Consider the following 24,568-nt stretch of genomic DNA (forward strand, 5'->3'; position numbering starts at 1 on the left):
CACCAAGCGCGAGCAGCTATCAAAACCGAAGTATCCCAACCCTGAAGGAGTTCACCATGAGCCATTTCTCCACCACCGAGCAAGCCGCCCTGGCCGCCGTACAGCTCACCGACGAGGAGCGCCAGCCCTGCGAGGTCTGGACCCGCGTGATGGGCTACCACCGCCCCGTGGCCAGCTTCAACACCGGCAAGCAGGGCGAGCACAACGAGCGCCGCTTCTTCGCCGAGCCCGCACGTGGCTGCAGTTACCACTGCTGAGGCGTTGCGCATCGGCGGCCTGACGCCGCTCACCACCATCGACTTCCCCGGCAGGCTGGCGGCCGTGGTCTTCTGCCAGGGCTGCCCCTGGCGCTGCGGCTACTGCCACAACACGGAACTGCTCGATGCCGGCGCACCCACGGCCCACATCTGGGCCGACGTGGAGCGCCTGCTGCACGCGCGGCGCGGCCTGCTCGACGGCGTGGTGTTCTCGGGCGGCGAGCCCACGCTGCAGGCCGCCCTTCCCGATGCGCTGGCACGCGTGCGCGTCCTGGGCTTCGCCACCGGCCTGCACACGGCCGGCATGTACCCCGAGCGGCTCGCGGCCCTGCTGCCGCTGCTCGACTGGGTGGGGCTGGACATCAAGGCCCCGCTGCACCGCTACGACGCGATCACGCGCACGCCGGGCAGCGGCGCGAGGGCGTGGGAGTCGCTGCGCCATGTGCTCGTCAGCGGCGTGGCCTATGAATGCCGCACCACCTGGAACACGGGGCTTTACGGGGAGGACGACCTGCAGGCCCTTGCCGGCGCCCTGGCGGCCGAAGGCGTTCGGCACTGGGCGCTGCAGGAGTGCCGCAAGGAGGGCGCCCCCCTGGGCCGCGCCGCAGCGCATCGCGCAGCATTGGCCCGGCACGCTCGCCGTGCGCCGCGCCTGAGCGCCGCTACTGGCGGCACACCCGCACCACGTCCTCGCCATAGGCTTCGAGCTTCTTCACCCCCATGCCGCTGATGCCCTGCAGGTCGTCAAGCGTGGCGGGGTTGCGCTCGGCGATGGCCGCGAGCGTGGCGTCGTGGAAGATCACGTAGGCCGGCAGGTTGTGCTCGCGCGCCACCTCGGCGCGCCAGGCCTTGAGGTTGATGAAGCGCACCTGCGCGTCCTGCCCCAGGTTGGCGGCGGCCACGGGCGGGGTGGCGGCGCGGCGCGTGCGCTTGGACTTCGGGGCCGCCTGGGCCGTGGCCTCGCGCAGTTGCACGGTCTGCTCGCCGCGCAGCACGGGGCGCGAGCCGTCGGTGAGGGTCAGGGTGTCGAAGCTGTGGCCGCTTTCCAGCATCACCTTGTGCATGCCCACGGCGCCGGTGGCGAGCAGCTGGCGCAGCACGCCGCGCAGTTGCGCCTCGGTGTATTCCTTGCCCACGCCGAAGGTGGAGAGCTTGTCGTGGCCGAACTGCCTGACCTTGTCCGTGTCCTTGCCGCGCACGATGTCCATGACGTGCCCGGTGCCGAAGCTGATGCCGCTGGCCTGGTGCACGCGGTAGATGGTCGACAGGAGCTTCCTCGCCGCGTCTGTGCCGTCCCACACCGCGGGTGGGTTCAGGCAGTTGTCGCAGTTGCCGCAGGGCTCGGAATGCTCGCCGAAGTAGGCCAGCAGCCGCACGCGGCGGCAGTCGGTGGCCTCGGCCAGGGCCAGCAGCGCGTCGAGCTTGCCGCGCAGCACGGCCTTGAATTCCTCGGCCGCGTCGCCGTCGTCGATCATGCGGCGCTGGTTCACCACGTCCTGCAGGCCGTAGGCCATCCAGGCGTCGGCGGGCAGGCCGTCGCGGCCGGCGCGGCCGGTTTCCTGGTAGTAGCCCTCGATGTTCTTGGGCATGTCCACGTGGGCGACGAAGCGCACGTCGGGCTTGTCGATGCCCATGCCGAAGGCGATGGTGGCGACCATGACGATGCCGTCCTCGCGCAAAAAGCGGTCCTGGTGCGCCTGGCGCATCTCCGCCGGCAGGCCCGCGTGGTAGGGCAGCGCGTTGACGCCGCCGTCCTGCAGCGCCTGGGCCATTTCCTCGACGCGCTTGCGCGACTGGCAATAGACCACGCCGGCGTCGCCCAGGTGCTCGCGGTCGATGAAGCGCATGAGCTGCGTGAGCGGCTCCTTCTTCTCCTCGATGCGGTAGCGGATGTTAGGCCGGTCGAAGCTGCTGACGAACTGGCGCGCGTCCTGCAGCTTCAGGCCCTCGACGATGTCGGCGCGCGTGAGCGCGTCGGCCGTGGCGGTGAGGGCGATGCGCGGAACGCTGGCGTAGCGCTCGTGCAGGATGGAGAGCTGGCGGTATTCGGGCCGGAAGTCGTGGCCCCACTGGCTCACGCAGTGCGCCTCGTCGATGGCGAAGAGCGAAAGCTGCCCGCGCTCGTGCAGGCCGTCGAGCAGGCCCAGGAAGCGCTCGGTCGTCACGCGCTCGGGCGCGGCGTAGAGCAGCGTGATCTCGCCGCGCGCCATGCGCCGCTCCACGTCCAGCGTCTGCTGCCAGTCGAGCGTGGAGTTGAGGAATGCCGCCTCCACCCCCGCCTCGTGCAGCGCGCCCACCTGGTCGTGCATGAGCGCGATGAGCGGCGAGACGACCACGGTGACGCCCTGCCCCGCGTCGCGCCGCACGATGGCCGGCACCTGGTAGCACAGCGACTTGCCGCCGCCCGTGGGCATGAGCACCAGCGCGTCGCCGCCGGCGATCACGTGTTCGACGATGGATTCCTGCGGGCCACGGAACTGCTCGTAGCCGAAGACGTCGTGCAGGACGAAGTGGGCGGGGGATGCGGGAGACACTCTTGTTTTGATAGCTGCTTGCGCTTGTCCTGCAAGCGCTGGAGGCCGATTTGGCTTGAAACCTGTAGCGAAGACACGCACGCGCGCGAAGCGCCTATTGTGCGCGCGCCCAACCATTCGCAAAGCGAATCGATCGGTCCGCCGATTGAATTGGACTTGAATCGCCGCGATGGCCACCATGGGCGCGCATTCCCACACCGATACAGGAGACACGCCCATGAAAACCATCCTGCGCGCCACGTTCGCCGCGTGTGCCCTCGCCGCCGGCGCCTCGGCGGCACTGGCACAGCAGCCCTACCCCAGCGGCCCCGTCACCCTCGTCGTGCCGTTCGCGGCCGGCAGCGGCACCGATTCGGTGGCACGCGCCGTGGCCTCGGGGCTGGCCGCGCGGCTCAGGCAGCCGGTGGTCGTGGACAACAAGCCCGGCGCCAACGCCCAGGTGGCCGCGCAAGCCGTCGCCAAGGCCAGGGCCGACGGCTACACGCTGTTCATGACCACGAACACCTCGCACTCGGCCAACCCCTGGCTGGTCAAGAACCTCAAGTACGACCCGATCAAGGACTTCACGCCCGTGGCGCGCGTGGGCGAGCTGCCCTTCGCGCTGGCGGTGAACCCCGCCCTGCCCGCCAAGACCCTGGCCGAGCTGCTGGACTACGCGCGCGCCAATCCCGGCAAGCTGAGCTACGCCACGCCCAACAGCACCTCGCTGGTGGCGATGGAGAGCATCAAGCACATCGCGAAGGTGGACATCGTCGGCATTCCGTACAAGTCCAGCCCGCAGGCCATGACCGACCTCGTGGGCGGGCAGGTGCAGGTCTACGTGGCCGACCTGGGCTCGGGCATGGGCATGCTCAAGACCGACAAGGTGCGCACGCTGGGCATCACCACGGCCGAGCCCACGCCGCTGCTGGCGGGCGTACCGCCCATCGGCCAGACGGTGAAGGGGTTCGACCTGACCTCGTGGAACGGCATCTTCGGCCCCGCGGGCCTGCCGCCGGCCGTGGTGCAGCGCCTGAACACCGAGCTGCAGGCCGTGCTGGCCGACAAGGAGCTGCAGGACAAGCTCGGGCAGATCGGCTTCCAGGTGTGGCCGAGCAAGACGCCCGAGGAGTTCGCGCAGTACGTGGGCGGCCAGCTCGCCCACTGGCGCACGCTGATCCAGCAGGCCGGCATCCAACCCGAGTGACGACCGCCATGACCACTCCCGCTGCCGGCCCGCTCGCAGGCGTGCGCGTGCTCGACCTGACCACTGTCATCCTCGGTCCTTTCGCCACGCAGATCCTCGCGCAGCTCGGTGCCGAGGTCATCAAGGTGGAAACGCCCGAGGGCGACAACATGCGCCACGTGGGCCCCATGCGCCACCCCGGCATGGGCCACATCTTCCTGCACGCCAACGCGGGCAAGCAGAGCATCGTGCTTGACCTCAAGCACCCCGAGGGGCGCGAGGCCGCGCTGAAGCTCGCCGAGGGCTGCGACGTGCTCATCAGCAACGTGCGCCCGCAGGCCATGCAGCGGCTGGGGCTGGACTATGACGCGGTGCGCGCGCGCAGCCCGCGCATCATCCACGTGAGCTGCTGCGGCTTCGACCAGGACGGCCCCGACGCCGCGCGCCCCGCCTACGACGACCTGATCCAGGGCGCCACCGGCATCCCCTGGCTGATGCAGCAGTACGGCGCGCCCGAGCCCGCCTACGCGCCGACCACGCTGTCCGACCGCGTGACCGGCCTGCACGCCGTGTACGCGGTGACGGCCGCGCTCTACGCCCGCGAGAAGACGGGCCAGGGCCAGGCCATCGTGGTGCCCATGTTCGAGGCCATGGCGCAGTTCGTGCTGGGCGACCACATGGCCGGGCTCACTTTCGAGCCGCCGCTGGGCGACCCCGGCTACGCGCGCCTGCTCACCGCGCACCGCAAGCCCTACGCCACGGCAGACGGCATGCTCTGCGTGCTGATCTACAACGACAAGCACTGGCGCAGCTTCTTCGCCGCCATCGGCGAGAGCGAGGGCCTTGCGCGCGACGAGCGCTTCGCCACCCACGGCGCGCGCGCCGCGAACATCGACGCCGTGTATGCCGAGGTGGCGCGCATCCTGCGCACGCGCACCACGGCCGAGTGGCAGGCGCTGCTGGACGCGGCCGACGTGCCCCACATGCCCATGAACTCGCCCGCCGACCTGCTGGTGAATCCGCAGTTGCGCGCCACCGGCTTCGTCAGCGACACCGTGCACCCCACCGAAGGCCCGATGCACGCTCTGGCCCACCCCACGCGCTGGAGTGCCACGCCGCCCGCGCGCGCGCCAGCGCACGCTCCGCGCCTGGGCGAACACACACGCGCACTGCTGGCCCAGGCGGGCTATTCCCCCGAACGGATCGAGGCGCTGCTGGCCCAGGGGGCCTGCCGCGCTGCAGGAGAACCCACATGACCACCCCATCCCGCTACCTGGTGCGCGCCGCCGACGTGCCCGGCTACCAGCCCGCCAACCACCACCACACCGTCAACCAGCGCCTGATCGGCCCCGAGACCGTGGGTGCACGGCAGATGGAAGTGCTGCTGGGCACGCTGCACCAGGGCGGCGGCGCGCTGCCGCACGCCCACCCCGGCATCGAGCAGGCCTGCTACCTGCTCGAGGGCACGGCCCGCGCCGAGGTCGATGGCGAAGCCTTCGACATGGTGCCCGGCGACATGTGCTTCTTCCCCGCCGACCGCATGCACGTCTTCACCGTGACCAGCGACACGCCCGTGAAGCTGCTCGTCATCTACAGCCCGCCCTACGGCGAATCCCCCGAAAAGGTTATCCGGCCATGAACTTCGCGCACACCCCCGAGCAGGAGCAGATCCGCGACGCCATCGAGCGCGTCTGCGCGCCCTTCGACGCCGACTACTGGCACGCCCGCGACGACGACGGCCAATTCCCCGAGGACTTCTACCGCGCCCTGGCCGACGCCGGCTGGCTGGGCATCGCCATGCCCGAGGAATACGGCGGCGCGGGCCTCGGCATCACCGAAGCCGCGCTGATGATGCACACCATCTCGGCCTCCGGCGCCGGGCTGTCGGGCGCCTCGGCCGTGCACATGAACATCTTCGGCCTGCACCCGGTCGTGGTCTACGGCACGCCCGAGCAGAAGGCGCGCATGTTGCCGCCGCTGATCCAGGGCAAGGACAAGGCGTGCTTCGGCGTGACCGAGCCGAACACCGGGCTCAACACCCTCAAGCTCAAGACCCGTGCAGTGCGCGAGGGCGGCCACTACGTGGTGCACGGGCAGAAGGTGTTCATCTCCACCGCGCAGCAGGCCAGCAAGATTTTGCTGCTGGCGCGCACCAAGCCGGTGGAGGAATGCAAGGGCACCGAAGGGCTGTCGCTGTTCTACACCGACTTCGACCGCAGCAAGATCGAGGTGCACGAGATCCCGAAGATGGGCCGCAAGTGCGTCGATACGAACCAGCTCTTCATCGACGGCCTGCGCATCCCCGTGGAAGACCGCATCGGCGAGGAGAACAAGGGCTTCGAATACATCCTGCACGGCATGAACCCCGAGCGCATCCTGATCGCCTGCGAGGCCATCGGCCTGGGCCGCGCGGCACTGGCGCGCGGCGCGCAGTACGCCAGCGAGCGCGAGGTGTTCGGCCGCCCCATCGGCAAGAACCAGGGCATCCAGCACCCGCTGGCCGAGCGCTGGATGGAGCTGGAGGCCGCCTTTCTCATGGCCATGAAGGCGGCCTGGCTCTACGACCAGCGCCAGCCCTGCGGCGCCGAGGCCAACGCCGCCAAGTTCCTGGGCGCGGAGGCCGGCTTTCGCGCCTGCGAGACGGCCATCTTCACGCATGGCGGAATGGGCTACGCCAAGGAATTCCACGTCGAGCGCTACATGCGCGAGAGCTGGATCCCGCGCCTGGCACCGGTGAGCCCGCAGCTCATCCTGTGCTTCATCGCCGAAAAAGTCCTGGGTCTCCCCAAGTCGTACTGAGCCGCGCGCGGGGCATGATGGCCCCATGAAACTCCACCTGCTGCGCTACTTCGCCGTGCTGGCCGAGGAGCTGCACTTCGGCCGCGCGGCCGAGCGCCTGTCCATCACCCAGCCGCCGCTCAGCTCGGGCATCAAGGCGCTGGAGGACGAACTGGGCGTGAAGCTGTTCGAGCGCACCAGCAAGCACGTGGCCCTGACGCCCGCCGGCCATGCCTACCTGGCCGAGGTGCGCGTGGTGCTCGACCGCGTGGGGCGCGCGGGCGAGACGGCGCGCGCCGTGGCCGCGGGACTGCGCGGGCGGCTGGACATCGGTTTCACGGGCTCCATGGTCTACCGCGACATGCCGCGCATCGTGCGCGCCTTCGGGCAGCAGGCGCCGGGCATCGAGGTGCGCCTGTGCGAGATGTCCTCCAGCGAGCAGATCGAGGCGCTGCTGCGCCGCCAACTCCATGCGGGCTTCGTCAACCTGGGCGCCGTGCCGCCGCGGCTGGCCAGCCTTCCGCTGGCGGCGGACTACCTGGTGTGCTGCCTGCCCGAGGGCCACGCGCTGGCGCACGCCCCGTCCGTGGCGCTGCGCGCGCTGGCGCAGGAGAGCTTCGTGATGTTCGCGCGCGACGTGGCGCCGGCCAACCACGACAACGTGATCGCGCTCTTCCACCGCGCGGGCATCCATCCGCACACGCGCCACGCGGCGCGCCAGTGGCTCACGGTGGTATCGCTGGTGGCGCTGGGCATGGGCGTGGCGCTGGTGCCCGCATCGCTCGCCCAGGCGGGCGTCCAGGGCGTGCGCTTCGTGCCCATCGCCGGGCTGCGCCATCCCACGGTGGGGGTGCTGGCCTGGCACGAGGAGGCGGATGCGCCCGCGCTGCAGGCCTTCCTGGAGGTAGCCCGCGGCGGCGGCGGGCCCCCTTGACGGCGCCTACAGCGCCCCGTCGCCCAGCACGATCCCCTCGCGCCGCGGGTCCACGCCGCCTTCGAGCTTGACGGCGCCGCCCTTGTTCACGCGCATGATGGTCGAGATGCCGCTCGACTGCGCGCTGGTGGACACCGTATGCCCCTTGGCCTCCAGCCCCGCCTTCAGGCCGGAAAGATCCTGCGTGGTGTTGGAGCCGTCCACGTTGGTGGTGCGGCTGTTGCTGGCGCCGAAGTCGTTGAGCGACGTGGCCTGCTGCGCGTCCAGCCCCCAGTCCAGCGCGCCCACGACGGTCTTGAGCACGTACTGGATGATGGCCCCGCCGCCGGGCGAGCCCGTGGCCATGAGGAAGTCGCCCGGCTGCGTGCCCTTGAACACCAGCGTGGGCGCCATGGTGCTGCGCGGGCGCTTGTTGCCTTCCACGCGGTTGGCCACGGGGTTGCCCGCGCTGTCCTGCGGCTGGGCGGAGAAGTCCGTGAGCTGGTTGGTGAGCAGGAAGCCGCCGACCATGTGGAACGAGCCCATGCTGGACTCCACCGTGGTGGTCATGGAGGCCACGTTGCCGTACGCATCGACGATGGAGTAGTGCGTGGTGCCGTATTCCTGCGTGCGGTCCACGGCGTAGCTGGCGCTGGCGCCGCCGAACACGCCGGCCTCGGCCACGCCCATGCTCTGGTCGGGGCTGATCAACGCGGCGCGGGCCTTCAGGTAGTTCTTGTCGAGCATCGAGGCCGCGCCCTGGGCCGGCAGTGGCACGAAGTCGGTGTCGGCCACGTACTTGTCGCGGTCGGCATAGGCCAGGCGCTCGGCCTCGGTGACCAGGTGCACGCCCATCACGCTGGGAATGCCGCCCTCGTTTTCCGGGGAAGCGGGCTTGTGCGCCGCGAGGTCGAAGTTCTCCAGGATGCCCAGCGCCTGCACGATGGCGATGCCGCCCGACGACGGGGGCGACATGGAGCACACGTAGTACGCATTGCGGTAGGTGGTGCACACCGGCTCGCGCTTCTTGGCCTGGTAGCCGGCCAGGTCATCCACCGTCATGAGGCTGGGCGTGATGGGCGTGCGCGCCGCGTCGTCGCCCACCGACTGGCGGGCCTTGGCGACGATGGCCTCGGCGATCGGGCCCTTGTGCAGCGCGTCGGCGCCGCCGTCGGCCAGCGCCTTGAGGGTGACCGCATACGGCGCGTTGGTCATGATGGACAGGGCCGCGCGCGGCGTGCCATCCGCGTTGAAATAGGTCTGCACGGCGTTGGCGTCCAGCGCCAGGCTGGAGGCGTTGCTGGCGATGGCGCTGGCCAGCCGCTGCGGCACGCGGAAGCCGTCATTGGCCAGGCGAATGCCTTCGCCGAAGAGCTGGTTCCACTTGAGCTTGCCGTGCTCGCCGTGCGCCATCTCGAGCATGCGCATCACGCCGGGCACGCCGATGGAGCGGCCGCTGCGCCGCGCGCTGGGCACGGGCGCGGGGGAGTTCTCGTCGGCCTGGTCCTGGCGTGCGAGGTAGTAGCCGTTGGCGGCGGCGGGCGCCGTCTCGCGGCCATCGTAGGCGGTGACCTTCTTCGTCGCCGCGTCGTAGTACATCATGAACGCGCTGCCCGCGATGGTGCTGGACTGCGGTTCCACCAGCCCCAGCACGGCCTGCACCGCCACGGCCGCGTCGGCCGCCGTGCCGCCGGCCTTGAGGATCTCGCACCCCGCCTTGGTGGCCAGCGGCGTGTTGGCCACCACCATGTACTTGCTGGAGTATTTGGCCTTGTAGCCCAGGCGGTAGCCCGATGCGGCCTCGGGCGCCGCCGGGTCGCCCGGCACGCCCGAGCCCACGATGATGGGCTGGCCGCTGCTGGAGACCACCGAGCAGCTGTCGGCGTTGTTGTCCACCGCCAGCCCGTCGCCGGGACCGGAGGAATCGTCGGAGCTGCCGCACCCTGCCAGTGCGAGCGCCAGGGCCAGCGGTGCCGCCGGCCAGAGCTTCTGATACGCCATGGTTGTCTCCTGTTGTCGTGGGGTTGTTGCAAAGGTGCCGGACCGTTGCGGGCCGGCTGCCCACTCTATCGGGCACACCCTGCTACACCACGTTTTGTTATGTAACCGCAGATGGGCACGCGGCCTTTGCGCCCGGAACTCGCGCTGCGCCTGGCAGGTTCCTACAATGTCGGCCCCATGACCCTGCCTCGCTATACCCGCGCCCAGCAACTGCCCGCCATCCTCGGGCAACGCATCTGCATCCTCGACGGCGCCATGGGCACCATGATCCAGCGCTTCAAGCTGACCGAGGCGCAGTACCGCGGCGAGCGCTTCAAGGACTTCCCGCGCGACGTGAAGGGCAACAACGAGCTGCTGTCGCTCACGCGGCCCGACGTGATCAGCGACATCCACGAGGGCTACCTGGCCGCGGGCGCCGACCTGATCGAGACCAACACCTTCGGCGCCACCACGATCGCGCAGGACGACTATCACATGGCCGACCTGGCCTATGAGATGAACCTGGAGAGTGCCAAGCTGGCGCGCGCCGCGTGCGACAAATTCAGCACGCCCCATAAACCCCGCTTCGTTGCCGGCGCCCTCGGCCCCACGCCCAAGACGGCCAGCATCAGCCCCGACGTGAACGACCCCGGCGCGCGCAACGTGACCTTCGAGCAATTGCGCGCGGCCTATCTGGAGCAGACGCTCGCGCTCATCGAGGGCGGGGCCGACGTGATCCTGGTCGAGACCATCTTCGACACGCTCAACGCCAAGGCGGCCCTGTTCGCCGTAGACGAGGCCTTCGAGCAGACCGGCGAATGCCTGCCCATCATGATCAGCGGCACCGTGACCGACGCCTCGGGCCGCATCCTGAGCGGCCAGACCGTGACCGCCTTCTGGCACAGCGTGCGCCATGCCAATCCGCTCTCCATCGGCCTGAACTGCGCGCTGGGCGCGGCACTGATGCGCCCCTACGTGCAGGAGCTGAACCGCGCCGCGCCCGAGACTTTCATCAGCTGCTACCCCAACGCCGGCCTGCCCAACCCGATGAGCGACACCGGCTTCGACGAGACGCCGGAGGTCACGAGCCGCCTGGTGCACGAGTTCGCCGCCGAGGGGCTGGTCAACATCGTCGGCGGCTGCTGCGGCACCACGCCCGACCACATCGGCGCCATCGCGCGGGCAGTGGCGCCGGTGGGGGCGCGCAAGCTGTTTCAGCTCGAAGCGGCCTGACCCGCCCAGCCGCCGGCCAGCGCCTGGTACAGCGCCACGGCCGCCTGCAGCGCGCGGCGGCGGCTGTCGGCAGCCGCATCCTGCGCGGCGAGCAGGTCGCGCTGCGTGTCCAGCACCTCGCCCAGGGCCGCGCTGCCCGCCTCGTAGCGGCGCCAGGCCAGGCGCTCGGCCGCGGCGCGCTCCGCCGCGGCCTGCTGGAGCAGCGCATCCTCCTCGCGCGTGCGCTGCAGCTGCACCAGGGCATTTTCCGTGTCCTCGAGCGCCTGCAGCACGGTCTGCTGGTACAGGGCCAGCGCGGCGGCGGCCCCGGCCTCGCTGGCAGCGATGCGCGCACGCACGCGGCCCACGTCCAGGAACGACCAGTCCACGCCCAGCCACACGGACCGGCTGGCGCTGCCCGCTTCCCACAGCGCACCGGCGCCCGGTGCCACGCTGGCCAGCAGCCCGCCCAGCGACAGGCGCGGGAACAGGTCGGCCGTGGCCACGCCGATGCGGGCCGTGGCGGCATGCAGCCGGGCCTCGGCAGCAGCCACGTCGGGACGGCGGCGCAGCAGGTCGGCCGGCGTGCCGGGATCCACGGCCGGCGGCAGCGCGGGCAGCGGCCGAAGGGCGTCCAGCTCGGCCAGCAGCGCCTGCGGCGGCAGGCCCAGCAGCACCGCCAGCCGGTGCTGGGCCACGGCAACGCGGGCCTGCAGCGCGGGCAGGCGCGCCTGGGCGGCCTGCCACTGGGCGCTGGCGCGGGCCGCCTCCAGCGCGGTGGCGCTGCCTGCCCCCAGCCGCACCCGGGCCAGGCGCAGCGTGGCGTGCTGGTTGTCGGCCTGCTGCCGCGCCAGCTGCAGCTGCTGCTGGCCGCTGCGCAGGTCGGTGTAGGCGGCGGCCACCTGGGCCGCCACCGCCACCTGCAGCGCCTGCAGGTCTGCGGCGCTGGCCTGCACCTCGGCCTGCTGCGCCTCGGTGCTGCGGCGCAGGCGGCCGAAAAGATCCAGCTCCCAACCGGCCTGGATACCGGCGCTGAACTGCCGCTGGCTGCGCGGGGCGCCTGCGGCCTCACTGGCGCTGGCGTGCTGCTGCGCGGCGCGGGCCTGGGCCGTGACCACGGGCCACGCATCCAGCTCGTCCTGGCGGCGCAGGGCCTGGGCGCCGTCCAGTCGCGCCAGGGCGGCGCCCAGGTCATGGTTGCCGGCCAGCGCCCGCCGCATCAGCGCGGAGAGCTGGTCGTCACCCAGGCCCTGCCAGAGCAGGGTGGGGTCTGCGGGCAGCGCATCGGCATGGGCGAAGCGCGCGGGCGGCTCGGACACGGCGGGGCGGGTGAAGTCGGGGCCCGCCGCACAGCCAGCCAGCAGGGCCGCGCACGCCAGGGCCAGCGGCAGCTGGATTCGCAAAGACTCACGCATGGTGGCCCTCCGCGATGCGGGGCGCCGCCGGGCGGGCCAGGCGCGTGCCGCTCCATTGGCGCAGGGTGACGTAGAACACCGGCGTGAGGAACAGGCCGAACAGCGTGACGCCCAGCATGCCGGAGAACACGGTCACGCCGGTGGCGGCGCGCACCTCGCTGCCCGCGCCGGAACCGATCAGCAGCGGCACGGCGCCGGCGATGAAGGCGATGGAGGTCATCACGATGGGCCGCAAGCGCAGGCGGCAGGCCTGGCGCGCGGCGTCGCGGGTGGCGACGCCCTGCATCTCCAGCTCGCGCGCGAACTCCACGATCAGGATGGCGTTCTTGCACGCCAGCCCCATCAGCACCACCAGGCCCACCTGCACGAAGACGTTGTTGTCCCCGCCCGAGAGCCAGACGCCGAACAGCGCCGCGCAAAGGGTGACGGGCACGATGAGGATCACCGCCAGCGGCAGGGTCCAGCTCTCGTACAGCGCGGCCAGCACCAGGAAGACCAGCATCACCGCCAGCGCGAACACCACCGCCGAGGCGTGGCTCTGCTCCACCTGCTGGTGGCTCAAGTCGGTCCAGGCCAGTTCGATGCCGCGCGGCAGCGTGCGCGCGGCGATCTCGCGCAGCTTCTCCAGTGCCTGCGCGGACGACATCACGCGCGGGTCGGCGTCGCCGATCAGGTCGGCCGCGGCGAAGCCGTTGTAGCGCAGCACCGGGTCGGGGCCGAACGCCGGCTCCACCGTCACCATGGCGGCGATGGGCACCATCTCGCCACGGCCGTTGCGCACCTGCAGCCGGCCGATGTCCTGCACGCGCTGGCGGAAGTCCGCATCGGCCTGCAGCACCACGCGGTACACGCGGCCGAAGGCGTTGAAGTCGTTCACGTACACCGAACCCAGGTAGGCCTGCAGCGTCTGGAACAGCTCGTCGAGCGGCACGCCCTGGGCCTTGGCCTTGGCGCGGTCCACGCGCACTTCGAGCTGCGGGATGTTGGACTGGAAGGCGCTGACCGGGTAATGCATGCCCGGCGTCTTGGCGACCTCGGCCTGGAAGGCGTCCAGCGCCTGCTGCAGCGCCGCGTAGCCCAGGCCGCCCCGGTCGATCAGGAACAGCGAGTAGCCCGAGCCGTTGCCCAGTCCCTCGATGGGCGGCGGCATCAGCGCATAGGCGTAGCCGCCCTCGATACCCTGCAGCTTCGCATTCAGCTCCGCGCTGATGTCCCCTGCGCTGCGCGTGCGATCGCCAAAACCCTGGAGCAGCACGTAGGCGCTGGTCAGGTTGGGCGTGGTCGTTCCCTGCAGCGCGTTCAGGCCCGCAAAGGCGCTCACGGTCTTGACGCCCTCCACCTCCAGCGCGTGGCGCGTCAGCTCCTGCGTCACCTCCTCGGTGCGGCGCAGCGAGGCGCCTTCGGGCAGCTTGGCCCCGGCGAACAGGTAGAGCTTGTCCTGCATGGGGATGAAGCCGCCCGGCACGCGGTCGAACAGCAGCGCGGCGGCGCCCAGCAGCAGCACATAGACCACGAACACCACGCCGCGCCGCCCCAGGCTGCGGGCCACGGTGCGTTCGTAGCCGCGCGCGCTGCGGTCGAAGAAGCGGTTGAAGGCTCCGAAGAAGCGGCCGAAGCATCGATCGAGCAGGCGCGAAAGCCCGTCCTTCGGCGCGCCGCGCGGCTGCAGCAGCCGCGCCGCCAGCGCGGGCGAGAGCGTCAGCGAGTTGACGGCCGAGATCACCGTGGAAATGGCGATGGTCACCGCGAACTGCTTGTAGAACTGCCCGGTGATGCCGTCCAGGAAGGCCATGGGCACGAAGACCGCGCAAAGCACCAGGGCGATGGCGATGATGGGGCCGGAGACCTCGGCCATCGCCAAGTGGGCCGCCTCGCGCGGGCCATGGCCCTGCGCGATGAAACGCTCCACGTTCTCGACCACGACGATGGCATCGTCCACCACGATGCCGATGGCCAGCACCAGGCCGAACAGGGTGAGCGTGTTGATCGAATAGCCCAGCAGCAGCAGGCCCGCGAAGGTGCCGACGATGGACACCGGCACGGCCAGCAGCGGGATGACGGAGGCGCGCCAGGTCTGCAGGAACACCACGACCACCAGCACCACCAGCACCACGGCCTCGATCAGCGTGTGCTGCACGGACTGGATCGAGTCCTGCACGAACACCGTCGGGTCCCACGATTCCTCGAAGGACAGGCCCGGCGGCAGGTCGCGCGACAGACGCTGCAGCGTCTCGTGGACCTTCCCTGCCACGGCCAGGGCATTGGCGCCCGGCGTGAGGAAGATGCCGATGGCGGCCATGGAGTTGCCGTTCATGGAGGCGCGCAGCGTGTAGTCGCTGGAGCCCATCTCGATGCGCGCCACGTCCGACAGGCGCACGATCTGGCCGGCCTCGCCGGTCTTGAGCACGATGTCGCCGAACTCCTGTCCGGTGCGCAGGCGGCCGCGCACGTTGATGGACAGCAGCTTGTCGGCGCCGGCGCTGCTCGGCTCGGCGCCGAGCTGGCCGGCCGAGACCTGCACGTTCTGCTCGCGCACGGCGGCGATCACCTGGCCGGCGGTGAGCTGGCGCGCAGCCACCTTCTCGGGGTCCAGCCAGATGCGCATTGCATAGTCGCCCGCGCCGTATACGCCCACGTCGCCGACGCCGGGAAGGCGCGCGAGTTCGTCCTTGACCTTGAGCGTGACGTAGTTGCGCAGGTAGAGCGTGTCGTGCCGGCCGCCCTGCGACACCAGCGCCACGTACATCAGCGGCGTGGGTGACTGCTTCTGCGTGGTCACGCCGTACTGGCGCACCTCCTCGGGCAGCCGGCTCTGGGCCTGGCTGACGCGGTTCTGCACGCGCACCGCGGCGGCGTCCGCGTCCTCGCCGGGACGGAAGGTGGCGACCACCTGCAGGCTGCCGTCGGAGGCGGCCACCGACTTCATGTACATCAGGCCCTCGACGCCGTTGATGGCCTCTTCCAGCGGCACGGCCACGGCTTCGGCCACCTCCTTGGGATTGGCGCCGGGGTAGTTGGCGCGCACCACCACGCTGGGCGGAACGACCTCGGGGTATTCGCCCGCGGGCAGCTGCGGGATGGCGATCAGCCCCAGGGCGAAGAGGATGACCGATAGCACGACCGCGAAGATCGGCCGGTCGATGAAGAATTTGGAGAAGTCCATGGCGTTCCTCACTGCCCCTGCGGCTGCGTTTGCGGCTGCAGCGGCATGCCGGGGTAGTGGATGCGCTGCACGCCGCCCACCACGAGCGCGTCGCCCTCGCGCAGGCCCGACTCGACCACGCGCAGCCCGTCCACCATGCGCCCCAGCCGCACGTCGCGGCGCTCGGCGCGCTGGTCCGGTCCGACCACGTAGACGTAGCGCCGGTCCTGGTCCACCAGCACGGCCTTGTCGTCGATCAGCAGGGCCTGGGCGTCGCGGGCGCCCTGCAGCTGCACGCGGGCGAACAGGCCGGGCGTGAAGCGCTGCTGCGGGTTCGCCAGCCGCGCGCGCACGCGGATGGTGCCGGTGCCGGCGTCGAGCTGGTTGTCCATGAACTGCAGGCGGGCCTCGTGCGGAAAGCCCTGCTCATCGGCCAGGCCCACGCGCACGGCCTGGGCGCCGCCGGCCAACTGGCGGTAGCGCAGGTAGCTGTGCTCGTCGGCATCGAAGTCCACGTACACCGGGTCCTGCGAGACCACCGTGGTCAGCAGGCTCTGGTCGGCCTGGACCAGGTTGCCCACGGTCAGCAGCGCCCGGCCCATGCGGCCGGCCACCGGCGCGCGCACCTCGGTGAACTCCAGGTTCAGCCGCGCGGCCTCCACGGCGGCCTCGTCGGCGCGCACCTGCGCCTGGGCCTGCGCCAGCGCGGCGGCGCGGTGGTCGGCCTCCTCCTGCGAGATGGCCCGCTCGCCCACCAGTTGCTGGGCACGGTGGTGCTGGGCCTGCGCCAGCTCCGCGGCGCGGTGGCTGCGCTCGCGCTGCGCCTGGGCGCTGGCCAGCGCGGCGCGGTAGGGGCGCGCATCGATGGCGAACAGCAGCTGGCCCTTGCGCACCTCCTGGCCTTCCCGCGCCGCCACGTGTTCGATGTAGCCGCTCACGCGCGGGCGCAGCTCTACCGAATCCACCGCGCGGATGCGGCCCTGGAACTCGTCCCACTGCCGCACCGCCTGGGCCTGCACGGTCTGCACGCGCACCTCTGCCGCCGCCGGGGCCTGGGCGGAGGTATCGGCCTGGGCGCCGCAGCCCGTAAGCACCGCTGCCGCGCCGCCCGCCATTGCCCAGCGCAGTGCGCCGTGGAGCCATCTCTTCTTGTGCATGTGTGCTCTCTCTACTTGGTTGGATAACGATGCGGCGCATTCTCAAAGCTCAAGTAAACTTGAAGTCAAACGGCCCCTGGAGAAACACCCATGAAAATTGAGGACGATCCGTTGCTGGGCATCGGCCAGGTGGCGCAGCGCAGCGGCGTCAAGGCGTCCGCGCTGCGGTTCTACGAATCGCTGGGGCTGATCGAATCGGTGCGCGGCGAGGGCAGCCACCGGCGCTACCACCGCTCCGCGCTGCGGCGCATCGCCTTCGTCGTGTTCGCCCAGCGCATCGGCTTCACGCTGGAGGAGATCGCCGAGCAGCTGCGCAAGCTGCCCACGCGCCACGTGCCCACCGGCCGCGACTGGGAGCGCATGTCGCGCGTCTGGAAGGAGCGCCTGGACCAGCGCATGGCCGAGCTGCAGCGACTGAGTTCCAGCCTGGACCAGTGCATCGGCTGCGGCTGCCTGTCGATGCGCAGCTGCGCGCTCTACAACGCCGGCGACCGCTGCGGCCAGAACGGCGCCGGCGCGCGCCGCTGGCTGGGCGACCCCATGGAGGACTAGGGACCCTGGATAGACTTTGGCGGCGATCCAGGCACGAAAGGCAGGCACACCATGGACTGGCACACCCACAGCGTCTTCAACCAGTTCCCCGAGCTGACCGGCTACGACCCGCTCGGCACCGATCCGGCCCTGGGCGAAGCCCTCGCGCGCGCGGGCGCCCAGTGGGCCCGGCCCTGGCTTGGCGGCTACGCGCGCCAGCTGGGCAGTGCCGAGACCTACGCGCTCGCCGAGCAGGCCAACCGCCATGGGCCTGCGCTGCACGCCTTCGACACGCGCGGGCGGCGCATCGACGCGGTGGAGTTCCACCCGAGCTGGCACACGCTCATGGCGCTGTACCGCGCGCAGGGACTCGTCGGCCTGCCCTTCGAGGAAACGCGCACGGGCCGCTGGGCCGCCTGGGCGGCGGGCTTCTACCTGCACGGCCAAGTGGAACAGGGCACGCTGTGCCCCGCGACGATGACGCAGGCCAGCATCCCGCTGCTGCAGCGCGAACCCGCGCTGTGGGAGCAGCTGCGCGGCAAGCTCTACAGCCGCGCCTACGACCCGCGCGACGTGCCCGCGCAGGACAAGGCCAGCGTCTGGCTCGGCATGGGCATGACCGAGAAGCAGGGCGGCTCCGACGTGCGCGCCAACACCACCGTCGCCACACCCACCGGCGCGGGCGGGCGCGGCGGCGAATACCTGCTGCGCGGGCACAAGTGGTTCTTCTCGGCGCCGACGAGCGACGCGCACCTCGTCGTCGCGCGCACCGGCGAGGGCGGCCAATCCTCTTCCAACCTGGCCTGCTTCTACGTGCCGCGCTGGCGCCCCGACGGCAGCAGGAACGCGGTGGTCGTGCAGCGCCTCAAGGACAAGGTGGGCAACCGCAGCAACGCCAGCAGCGAGGTCGAGTTCCAGGACGCCTGGGGCCTGCTCATGGGCGAGGAAGGCCGGGGCATCCCGACCATCATCGAGATGGCGACCTACACGCGCCTGAACTGCGTGGCCGGCAGCGCCGCCATCCTGCGGCAGGCCACGGTGCAGGCCATCGCCTACACGCGCCAGCGCCACGCCTTCGGCAAGGCCTTGGCCGAGCAGCCGCTGATGCGCGCCGTGCTGGCCGACCTGGCGCTGGAGAGCGAAGCCGCGCTGGCGCTGCTGATGCGCCTGGCCGAAGCCTATGAAAACGACGACGCTCCCGCCCAGCGCGCCTGGAAGCGCGTAATGACGCCCGCCGCCAAGTTCTGGGTCTGCAAGCGCGCAGTGGAGCTGACGGGCGAGGCCATGGAAGTCTTCGGCGGCAACGGCTACGTGGAAGGCGGCGTGATGGCGCGCCTGTTCCGCGAGGCGCCCGTCAACTCCATCTGGGAAGGCTCCGGCAACGTGATGTGCCTGGACGTGCTGCGCGCCCTCTCGCGCGAGCCCGAGGCCGCCCAGGCCCTGCTGGCCGATCTGCTGCACGCCGCGCAGGGCGAGCCGCGCATCGCTGCCGCACTGCATGAACTGCAGGCGCTGCTGGCCGCCCCGCCCGCCGAACTGGAGGGCCTGGGCCGCATGCTCGCGCAGCGACTGGTGCTCGTGGCCCAGGCCTGCCTGCTGCGCGCGCAGGCGCCCGCCTGCGTGGCCGATGCGTTCATCGCCACGCGGCTGGAGGGCGGCGGCGCGGGCCGCGTGGCGGGCGCCATCGACACGCGCGGGCTGGACGTGGGTGCGATCCTGGCACGCGCCTTCGCAGGGTAGATTCAAGCGAAATCCGCCTCCAGCGCTTATACAGAAAGCGCAAGCAGCTACTTTTTCGATAGCATGCACCCCCCGGTATCCAGCAGGACAGGGTTCTATAGAATGCGACACATTCTCATTTAATCCCAGACACCCGCCATGCCTCCCGCCTCCCTGCGCGCACCCCTCGACCCGGTGCAGGCCCTCTACCGGGAGCACCACGGCTGGCTGCTGGCCCTGCTGCGCCGCCGCCTGCGCTGCCCGGACGGCGCGGCCGACCTGGCGCACGACACCTTCGTGCGCGTGCTGCTCAGGCCCGAGGTGCTGCCGGGCCTGCGCGAGCCGCGCGCCTACCTCACCACCATCGCGCGCGGCCTGCTGCACGACCACTGGCGGCGCCGCTCGCTGGAGCAGGCCTGGCTCGACACCCTCGCCGCGCTGCCCGAGGAACACGCGCCCGCGCCCGAGGACGCGCTCGCCATCCGCCAGGCGCTGCAGCAGCTCGACGACCTGCTCGGCCGCCTGGCGCCCAAGGCGCGCGAGGTGTTCGTGCTCTCGCAGCTGCAGGGACTGGGCTACGCGCAGATCGCGGCCCGGGTGGGCGTGAGCGAGCGCACCGTCAAGCGCTACATGGCGCAGGGGTTCGAGCTGTGCCTCACGCTGATGGAATGAGCGCGACGGCGGTGCCCGCGCTCGACCCCGCCGTCGTCCGCGCGGCGGCGCGCTGGCTGGTGCGCCTGCACTCGGGCAACGCAGTCGCCGCCGACTTCGCCGCCTGCGAGCGCTGGCGCGCCGCGCACCCCGCGCACGAGGCCGCATGGCAGAAGGCCGAGCGCCTGGCGCGCCAGTTCGGCGCCGTGCCGCCCGCGCTGGGCGTGCCCGTACTCACGCGCCCGACCATGCGCCCCTCCACGCACGCCAGCCGCCGCGCCGTGCTGCGCACCCTGGCCCTGCTCGGCGTGGCCGCACCCGCCGCCTGGCTGGGCTGGCGCCACGTGCCCTGGCAGGGCTGGACGGCCGACTACGCCACGGCCACCGGCGAGCGCCGCGAAGCCTTGCTGGCCGACGGCAGCCGCCTCACCCTGAACACCGCCACCGCGCTGGACGTGGCCTGGAGCGACGCGCAGCGCCTCGTGCGCCTGCACCGGGGCGAGGTGTACGTGCGCACCGCGCCCGACACGCCGGGCACGCACCGCCCCTTCATCGTCGAGACGCCCCAGGGCCGCCTGCGCGCGCTGGGCACCCGCTTCGTCGTGCGCATCGAGGACGGCGGCGGCGCCCCGCGCACCCGGCTCACCGTGCTGGAGCACCGCGTGGAGGCCACGCCGCGCGGCGGCGGCGCGCCGCTCGTCGTGGACGCGGGCCAGCACACCGTCCTCGGCGCCGCCGGGGCCGCGCCGCCCGAATCCAACGCGCTGCTGCCGCAGGCCGCACCGGACGGCGCGCCCGGCTGGCTGCACGGCGTGCTGTATGCCGACGGCATGCGCCTCGCCGATTTCCTGGAAGAGCTGGCGCGCTACCGCCCCGGCGTGGTCCGCTGCGCGCCCGAGGTGGCGGATTTGCGCATCTCGGGCGCGTTCCAGCTCGCGGATACCGAGTACGTGCTCGCCCTGCTGCGCGAAACCCTGCCCGTGCAGGTGCTGCTGCGCACGCGCTGGTGGGTGACCGTGGTGCCGCGCGGCGCGGGCTGACTTTTTTTCGCCAGGCTGGCACTTTGGCCCCGGCTCGTCCGGCAAGCAGCGGATTGCCCCGTCTCCGGGGCCTCGCATCCGCTGAACCACCGACGAGGAATCCGCCCATGACCCCCACCCTTCCCGCCTTGCGCCCCGTGGCGCTGGCCTGCCTGTTCGCCGCCGCCCTGCCTCCGGGCGCCCTGGCCCAGCCGCAGGCGCAGCAGGCCCCACGCAGCTATGCCATTGCTCCCGGCCCGCTGGCCCCGGCGCTCTCGGCCTTCGCCGGGCAGGCGGGCGTGAGCCTGTCGTTCACGCCCGCGCAGACGAACGGGCTGCGCACCCCGGGCCTGCAAGGCAGCCACGGCGTGGCCCAGGGCTTCGCGCAGTTGCTCGAGGGCACAGGGCTGCGCGCCGTGGCGCGCGAAGGCGGCGGCTACACGCTGCAGGCGGCGCCGCAGCCCACGCCGGCCGCCGGCGGTGACGGCACCTCCGTGGCGCTGGCCCCCGTCACCGTGACTGCGGCGGCCGTGCGCGACAACGGCGCCACCGAAGGCACCGGCAGCTACACCCAGACCGGCCCCAGCCGCACGGCCACGGGGCTGGGCCTGTCGCTGCGGGAGACGCCGCAGTCCGTCAGCGTGATGACGCGCCAGCGGATGGACGACTTCAAGCTGGAAACGCTGACCGACGTGCTGGAGCAGACGCCCGGCATCGGCGTCTACCGCCAGAACAACGCCACCGACTTCCAGGCGCGCGGGGCCAGCGTCAACCTGCAGACCGACGGCATGGCCCAGGTCAGCAGCGGCTGGTACTACCTGACCAGCACCATGTATGCGCTGGACGACATGGCGGAGATGGACCGCATCGAGGTGCTCAAGGGCTCATCGGGCCTGGTGGTCGGCAAGGGCAACTACGGCGCCACCGTCAACATGGTGCGCAAGCGGCCCACGCGCGAGTTCCAGGCCAGCGTGCGCGCCAGCGCCGGCAGCTGGGACACCTACCGCGCCGAGGCCGATGTGGGCGGTCCGCTCAACGAAGCCGGCACGCTGCGCGGGAGGCTGGTGGCGTCCGGCATGGATGCGGGAGGCTTCCGCGACCACGAGAAGAACCGCAGCAAGATGCTGTACGGCACGCTAGAGGCCGACCTGGCGCCCGACACGCTGCTCAACGTAGGCATGACCTACCGCCGGCGCGAGGCACGCGGCATCGGCACCACGCAGCCCATCCAGCGCTACACCCGCGCGGGCGCCGCAGTGCCGTGGATGCCGCGTTCGTTCAACGTGGGGGCGCCCTGGGGCGGGTACGAGCAGGACGCGCTCAATCTCTTCGGCAGCCTGGAGCAGCGCTTGGCGGACGACTGGACGGCCACGCTCAAGTTCTCGCACCAACGCGTGGCCATGGACGACATGGTCGCGGGCTATTTCTACGACCAGGACCGCGCGAGCTTCGGACGCTGGCGCGACATGGAGAGCCGCAACTGGACGGTGAACCTGGACGTCAAGGGCACATTCGACCTGCTGGGCCGCACGCACGAGCTGCTGGCCGGCGCAGGCATCTCGCGCTTTCGCAGCGACGTGCAGTTGCCCCTCAACCCATTGACGCTGGTTCCGCTCGCGGACCTGGGGGCTAGCTTCGCCCAGGGCGGCGCCACGCTGCCCCAGCCCGATGCCAGCGGCTGGAACTATGGCGACAACAGTTTCAGCCAGAAGCAGCGCTACGCATACGCCGCCGGGCGCTTCCGCATGGCCGACCCGCTGCAGCTGATCGCAGGACTGCGCGTGACCCGGTACGAGGAGCGCGACATCACGCCCTACTGGTGGAACTACGACATGAAGGAAAACGGCGTGACCACGCCGTATGCCGGGCTGGTCTACGAGGTGCACCCGAACGTGTCGCTCTACGCGAGCTACGCCAGCATCTTCCAGCCCCAGACCGCGCAGGACGAGCAGGGCCGCACGCTGGCCCCCGAAGAGGGCAGCACCTACGAGGCCGGCGCCAAGGGCGAATTCTTCGACAAGCGTCTGAACGTTGGCATCAGCCACTATTGGATGAAGACCCGCAACACCGCCGAGGAGAGCGGCGGCCTCACCCCCGGCGGCGACACGGCCTACCGCGCCGTCTCCAGCGCCATGCGGCGCGGCTGGGAGCTGGAGCTGTCGGGCGAACTGGCGCGCGGTTGGCAGGCGCAGGGCAGCCTGGTGCAGCAAAGCAGCTCGCTCAGCACCACAAGCCAGTATCCCAAGTACCAGTTCAAGCTCGGCACCACCTACCGCTTCGACGGCGGCACCCTGCGCGGGCTGACCGTGGGCGCCGCCACGCGCTGGCAGGGCAAGACGGCGGTGAGCAACAGCGCGGCCACGCTGGCGCAGCAGGGCTATGCGCTGCTGGACCTGATGGCCCGCTACCAGGTCGACAGGCACCTGTCGTTCAGCCTGAACGTGAACAATGCGCTGGACAAGCACTACCTGGCCGGACTCACCAACTTCAGTGCCGTGGGCCTGATGTACACCTGGGGCGCGCCGCGCAGCGTGAACGTGGGCATGCGCTACGACTTCTGAACCGGACCCAGGCGCACCCGGCGGTGGCGTCCGCAACACATAGAATGCGATGCATTCTCATTAAAGCGCCCGCCATGCCCGCGCCCTCCCCCACCCACGCCGAGGCCACCCAGGCCCTGTACCTGCAGCACCACGGCTGGCTGGTGGCGCGGCTGCGCCGCAAGCTGGGCTGCGCCTGGGACGCCGCCGACCTCGCGCAGAGCACCTTCGTGCGCGTGCTCACCGCGCGCGGCCAGCCGGCGGACACGGTGGCCGAGCCGCGTGCCTACCTCACCACCATCTCCCAACGCCTGCTGGCGAACCACCTGCGGCGCCGGCAGATCGAGCGCGCCTACCTCGACGCCCTGGCCACCCTGCCCGAGCCCGTGGCACCCCCGCCCGACGCGCGCCTGATGGTGCTGGAGACGCTGGTCGCCATCGACCGCCTGCTGGACGGCCTGCCCCTGGCCGCGCGCAAGGCCTTCCTGCTGTGGCGGCTGGAGGAGCTGACACAGGAGCAGATCGCCGCGCAGCTCGGCATCTCGCGCACCAGCGTGCGCCGGCACCTGGCGGCGGCGGCCGAGCGCTGCTACTTCCATGCCGACTGATCCGATTCCGCCGCACGTCGCCCGTGCCGCCGTGCGCTGGCTGCTGGCGCTGGACGGCGGAAGCGAAGGCGCCCGCCAGCAATGGCAGGCCTGGCTGGCCGCCGACCCGCTGCACGCGCGCGCCTGGCAGCGCATCGCCGAGGTGGACGGGCAATTGCGCAGCGTCTCTACGCCCCTGGCCCTGCAGACGCTGGCCGCCCCCGGCTTGGCGCGCCGCCATGCGGTGCGGCTGGCCGTGCTGCTGACCGCCGGCGCGGGCGGGCTGCTGGCCGCGCGGCAGACGGGCACCTGGCAGCAGATGGCGGCCGACCACTCCACCGCCACCGGCGAGCGGCGCGAGACGGTGCTGGCCGACGGCACGCGCCTCCTGCTCAACACCGCCAGCGCCGTGGACGTGCGCTACAGCGCCGCCGAGCGCCTGATCGTGCTGCGCGCGGGCGAGATCCTGGTGCGCAGCGCGCCGGATGCTGCCGACCGCCCCCTGCGCGTGCGCACGGCCGAGGGCACGGTGCGCGCCATCGGCACGCGCTTCACCGTGCGCCAGCACGGCGGGCACACCACCGTGGCCGTGCTCGAAGGCGCGGTGGAACTCACCCCCGCGCAGGCGCCGCACGCCGCGCAACGCCTGTCGGCCGGCGAGCAGGGCCGCTTCACCGCCACCGCCGCCAGCCCGCCCGCGCCGCTGCAGGACAGCGCCGCCGCCTGGGCCGACGGCATGCTGGTGGCCGACGGCATGCCGCTGCCCGATTTCCTCGCCGAACTGGGCCGTCACCGCCCCGGCGTGCTGCGCTGCGCGCCCGATGCGGCGGGGCTGCGCGTGTCGGGCAGCTACCCGCTGGCCGACACCGACCGCGTGCTGGCCGCGCTCACGCTCTCGCTGCCCGTTCAGGTGCGCAGCCGCACGCGCTGGTGGGTGGTGGTGGAACGGCAGGCGTCGCCCTGAATTC

General features: G+C 71.5%; 20 protein-coding genes. 15 read left to right on the top strand and 5 right to left on the bottom strand.

What is annotated here, in order from left to right; genetic code table 11:
- Positions 1–56 precede the first annotated feature (56 nt).
- Complete coding sequence (nrdD, locus tag AAG689_RS21450; protein WP_406623682.1) at positions 57–257, top strand: anaerobic ribonucleoside-triphosphate reductase; 201 nt, start codon at positions 57–59, stop codon at positions 255–257.
- A complete protein-coding gene (locus AAG689_RS21455; RefSeq protein WP_406623683.1) occupies positions 235–987 on the top strand; it encodes an anaerobic ribonucleoside-triphosphate reductase activating protein in 753 nt (250 codons plus the stop codon). The genes nrdD and AAG689_RS21455 overlap by 23 nt, the downstream gene beginning before the upstream one ends.
- Here the strand turns inward: AAG689_RS21455 and recQ are convergent.
- The gene (gene recQ, locus AAG689_RS21460; RefSeq protein WP_406623684.1) at positions 920–2,791 is read right to left on the bottom strand and encodes a DNA helicase RecQ; all 1,872 of its coding nucleotides are present in this window, start codon (positions 2,789–2,791) and stop codon (positions 920–922) included. The two genes, AAG689_RS21455 and recQ, sit on opposite strands and share 68 nt — an antisense overlap.
- A gap of 217 nt (positions 2,792–3,008) precedes the next feature.
- Between recQ and AAG689_RS21465 the strand changes: the two genes are divergently transcribed.
- The 5 genes from AAG689_RS21465 to AAG689_RS21485 are packed head-to-tail and all read left to right on the top strand — an operon-like array spanning position 3,009 to position 7,668.
- A complete protein-coding gene (locus AAG689_RS21465) occupies positions 3,009–3,977 on the top strand; it encodes a Bug family tripartite tricarboxylate transporter substrate binding protein (protein ID WP_406623685.1) in 969 nt (322 codons plus the stop codon).
- Between the two features lie 8 nt (positions 3,978–3,985).
- Positions 3,986–5,212, top strand: coding sequence for a CaiB/BaiF CoA transferase family protein (locus AAG689_RS21470; RefSeq protein ID WP_406623686.1), 1,227 nt, complete (start codon positions 3,986–3,988; stop codon positions 5,210–5,212).
- Positions 5,209–5,595, top strand: coding sequence for a cupin domain-containing protein (locus tag AAG689_RS21475; RefSeq protein ID WP_406623687.1), 387 nt, complete (start codon positions 5,209–5,211; stop codon positions 5,593–5,595). The genes AAG689_RS21470 and AAG689_RS21475 overlap by 4 nt, the downstream gene beginning before the upstream one ends.
- On the top strand, positions 5,592–6,755 hold the full coding sequence (locus AAG689_RS21480) for an acyl-CoA dehydrogenase family protein (RefSeq protein ID WP_406623688.1): 1,164 nt from the start codon (positions 5,592–5,594) through the stop codon (positions 6,753–6,755). The genes AAG689_RS21475 and AAG689_RS21480 overlap by 4 nt, the downstream gene beginning before the upstream one ends.
- A 25-nt stretch (positions 6,756–6,780) precedes the next feature.
- Entirely contained in the window at positions 6,781–7,668 is an 888-nt protein-coding gene (locus AAG689_RS21485; RefSeq protein ID WP_406623689.1) for a LysR substrate-binding domain-containing protein, read from the top strand.
- Between the two features lie 6 nt (positions 7,669–7,674).
- Here the strand turns inward: AAG689_RS21485 and AAG689_RS21490 are convergent, their stop codons facing one another.
- Positions 7,675–9,648, bottom strand: coding sequence for a gamma-glutamyltransferase family protein (locus tag AAG689_RS21490; RefSeq protein ID WP_406623690.1), 1,974 nt, complete (start codon positions 9,646–9,648; stop codon positions 7,675–7,677).
- A 177-nt stretch (positions 9,649–9,825) separates the two neighbouring features.
- On the opposite strand from AAG689_RS21490, the gene AAG689_RS21495 reads away from it, so the two are divergent.
- Complete coding sequence (locus AAG689_RS21495; protein WP_020229126.1) at positions 9,826–10,860, top strand: homocysteine S-methyltransferase family protein; 1,035 nt, start codon at positions 9,826–9,828, stop codon at positions 10,858–10,860.
- Here the strand turns inward: AAG689_RS21495 and AAG689_RS21500 are convergent.
- Genes AAG689_RS21500 through AAG689_RS21510 form a run of 3 tightly spaced genes read right to left on the bottom strand, consistent with a single transcriptional unit; the run spans position 10,842 to position 16,553 of the window.
- Positions 10,842–12,254, bottom strand: coding sequence for an efflux transporter outer membrane subunit (locus tag AAG689_RS21500; protein WP_406623691.1), 1,413 nt, complete (start codon positions 12,252–12,254; stop codon positions 10,842–10,844). The genes AAG689_RS21495 and AAG689_RS21500 overlap by 19 nt on opposite strands.
- Positions 12,247–15,417, bottom strand: coding sequence for an efflux RND transporter permease subunit (locus tag AAG689_RS21505; protein ID WP_406623692.1), 3,171 nt, complete (start codon positions 15,415–15,417; stop codon positions 12,247–12,249). The genes AAG689_RS21500 and AAG689_RS21505 overlap by 8 nt, the downstream gene beginning before the upstream one ends.
- Before the next feature lie 8 nt (positions 15,418–15,425).
- Positions 15,426–16,553, bottom strand: coding sequence for an efflux RND transporter periplasmic adaptor subunit (locus tag AAG689_RS21510; protein ID WP_406623693.1), 1,128 nt, complete (start codon positions 16,551–16,553; stop codon positions 15,426–15,428).
- Between the two features lie 90 nt (positions 16,554–16,643).
- On the opposite strand from AAG689_RS21510, the gene soxR reads away from it, so the two are divergent.
- From soxR to AAG689_RS21545, 7 genes are all read left to right on the top strand, one after another.
- Entirely contained in the window at positions 16,644–17,105 is a 462-nt protein-coding gene (gene soxR, locus AAG689_RS21515) for a redox-sensitive transcriptional activator SoxR (protein WP_406623694.1), read from the top strand.
- A 51-nt stretch (positions 17,106–17,156) separates the two neighbouring features.
- Positions 17,157–18,824: an acyl-CoA dehydrogenase family protein gene (locus tag AAG689_RS21520; protein ID WP_406623695.1), complete on the top strand. Its 1,668-nt coding sequence runs from the start codon at positions 17,157–17,159 to the stop codon at positions 18,822–18,824.
- 138 nt (positions 18,825–18,962) lie between these two features.
- Positions 18,963–19,475 (top strand): sigma-70 family RNA polymerase sigma factor, encoded by a 513-nt coding sequence (locus AAG689_RS21525; RefSeq protein WP_406623696.1) that lies wholly within the window; start codon positions 18,963–18,965, stop codon positions 19,473–19,475.
- Positions 19,472–20,494, top strand: a complete 1,023-nt coding sequence (locus AAG689_RS21530) for a FecR domain-containing protein (protein ID WP_406623697.1) — start codon at positions 19,472–19,474, stop codon at positions 20,492–20,494. Before AAG689_RS21525 ends, AAG689_RS21530 begins: the two co-directional genes overlap by 4 nt.
- 107 nt (positions 20,495–20,601) lie before the next feature.
- Entirely contained in the window at positions 20,602–23,034 is a 2,433-nt protein-coding gene (locus AAG689_RS21535; protein WP_406623698.1) for a TonB-dependent siderophore receptor, read from the top strand.
- Between the two features lie 74 nt (positions 23,035–23,108).
- Positions 23,109–23,621 carry a sigma-70 family RNA polymerase sigma factor gene (locus AAG689_RS21540; protein WP_406623699.1) on the top strand — a complete coding sequence of 171 codons (513 nt, stop codon included), beginning with the start codon at positions 23,109–23,111 and terminating at the stop codon, positions 23,619–23,621.
- A complete protein-coding gene (locus AAG689_RS21545; RefSeq protein WP_406623700.1) occupies positions 23,611–24,564 on the top strand; it encodes a FecR domain-containing protein in 954 nt (317 codons plus the stop codon). Before AAG689_RS21540 ends, AAG689_RS21545 begins: the two co-directional genes overlap by 11 nt.
- Positions 24,565–24,568: the final 4 nt, after the last annotated feature.

Source organism: Acidovorax sp. SDU_ACID1 (assembly GCF_045291395.1).
GTDB lineage: Bacteria > Pseudomonadota > Gammaproteobacteria > Burkholderiales > Burkholderiaceae_C > MR-S7.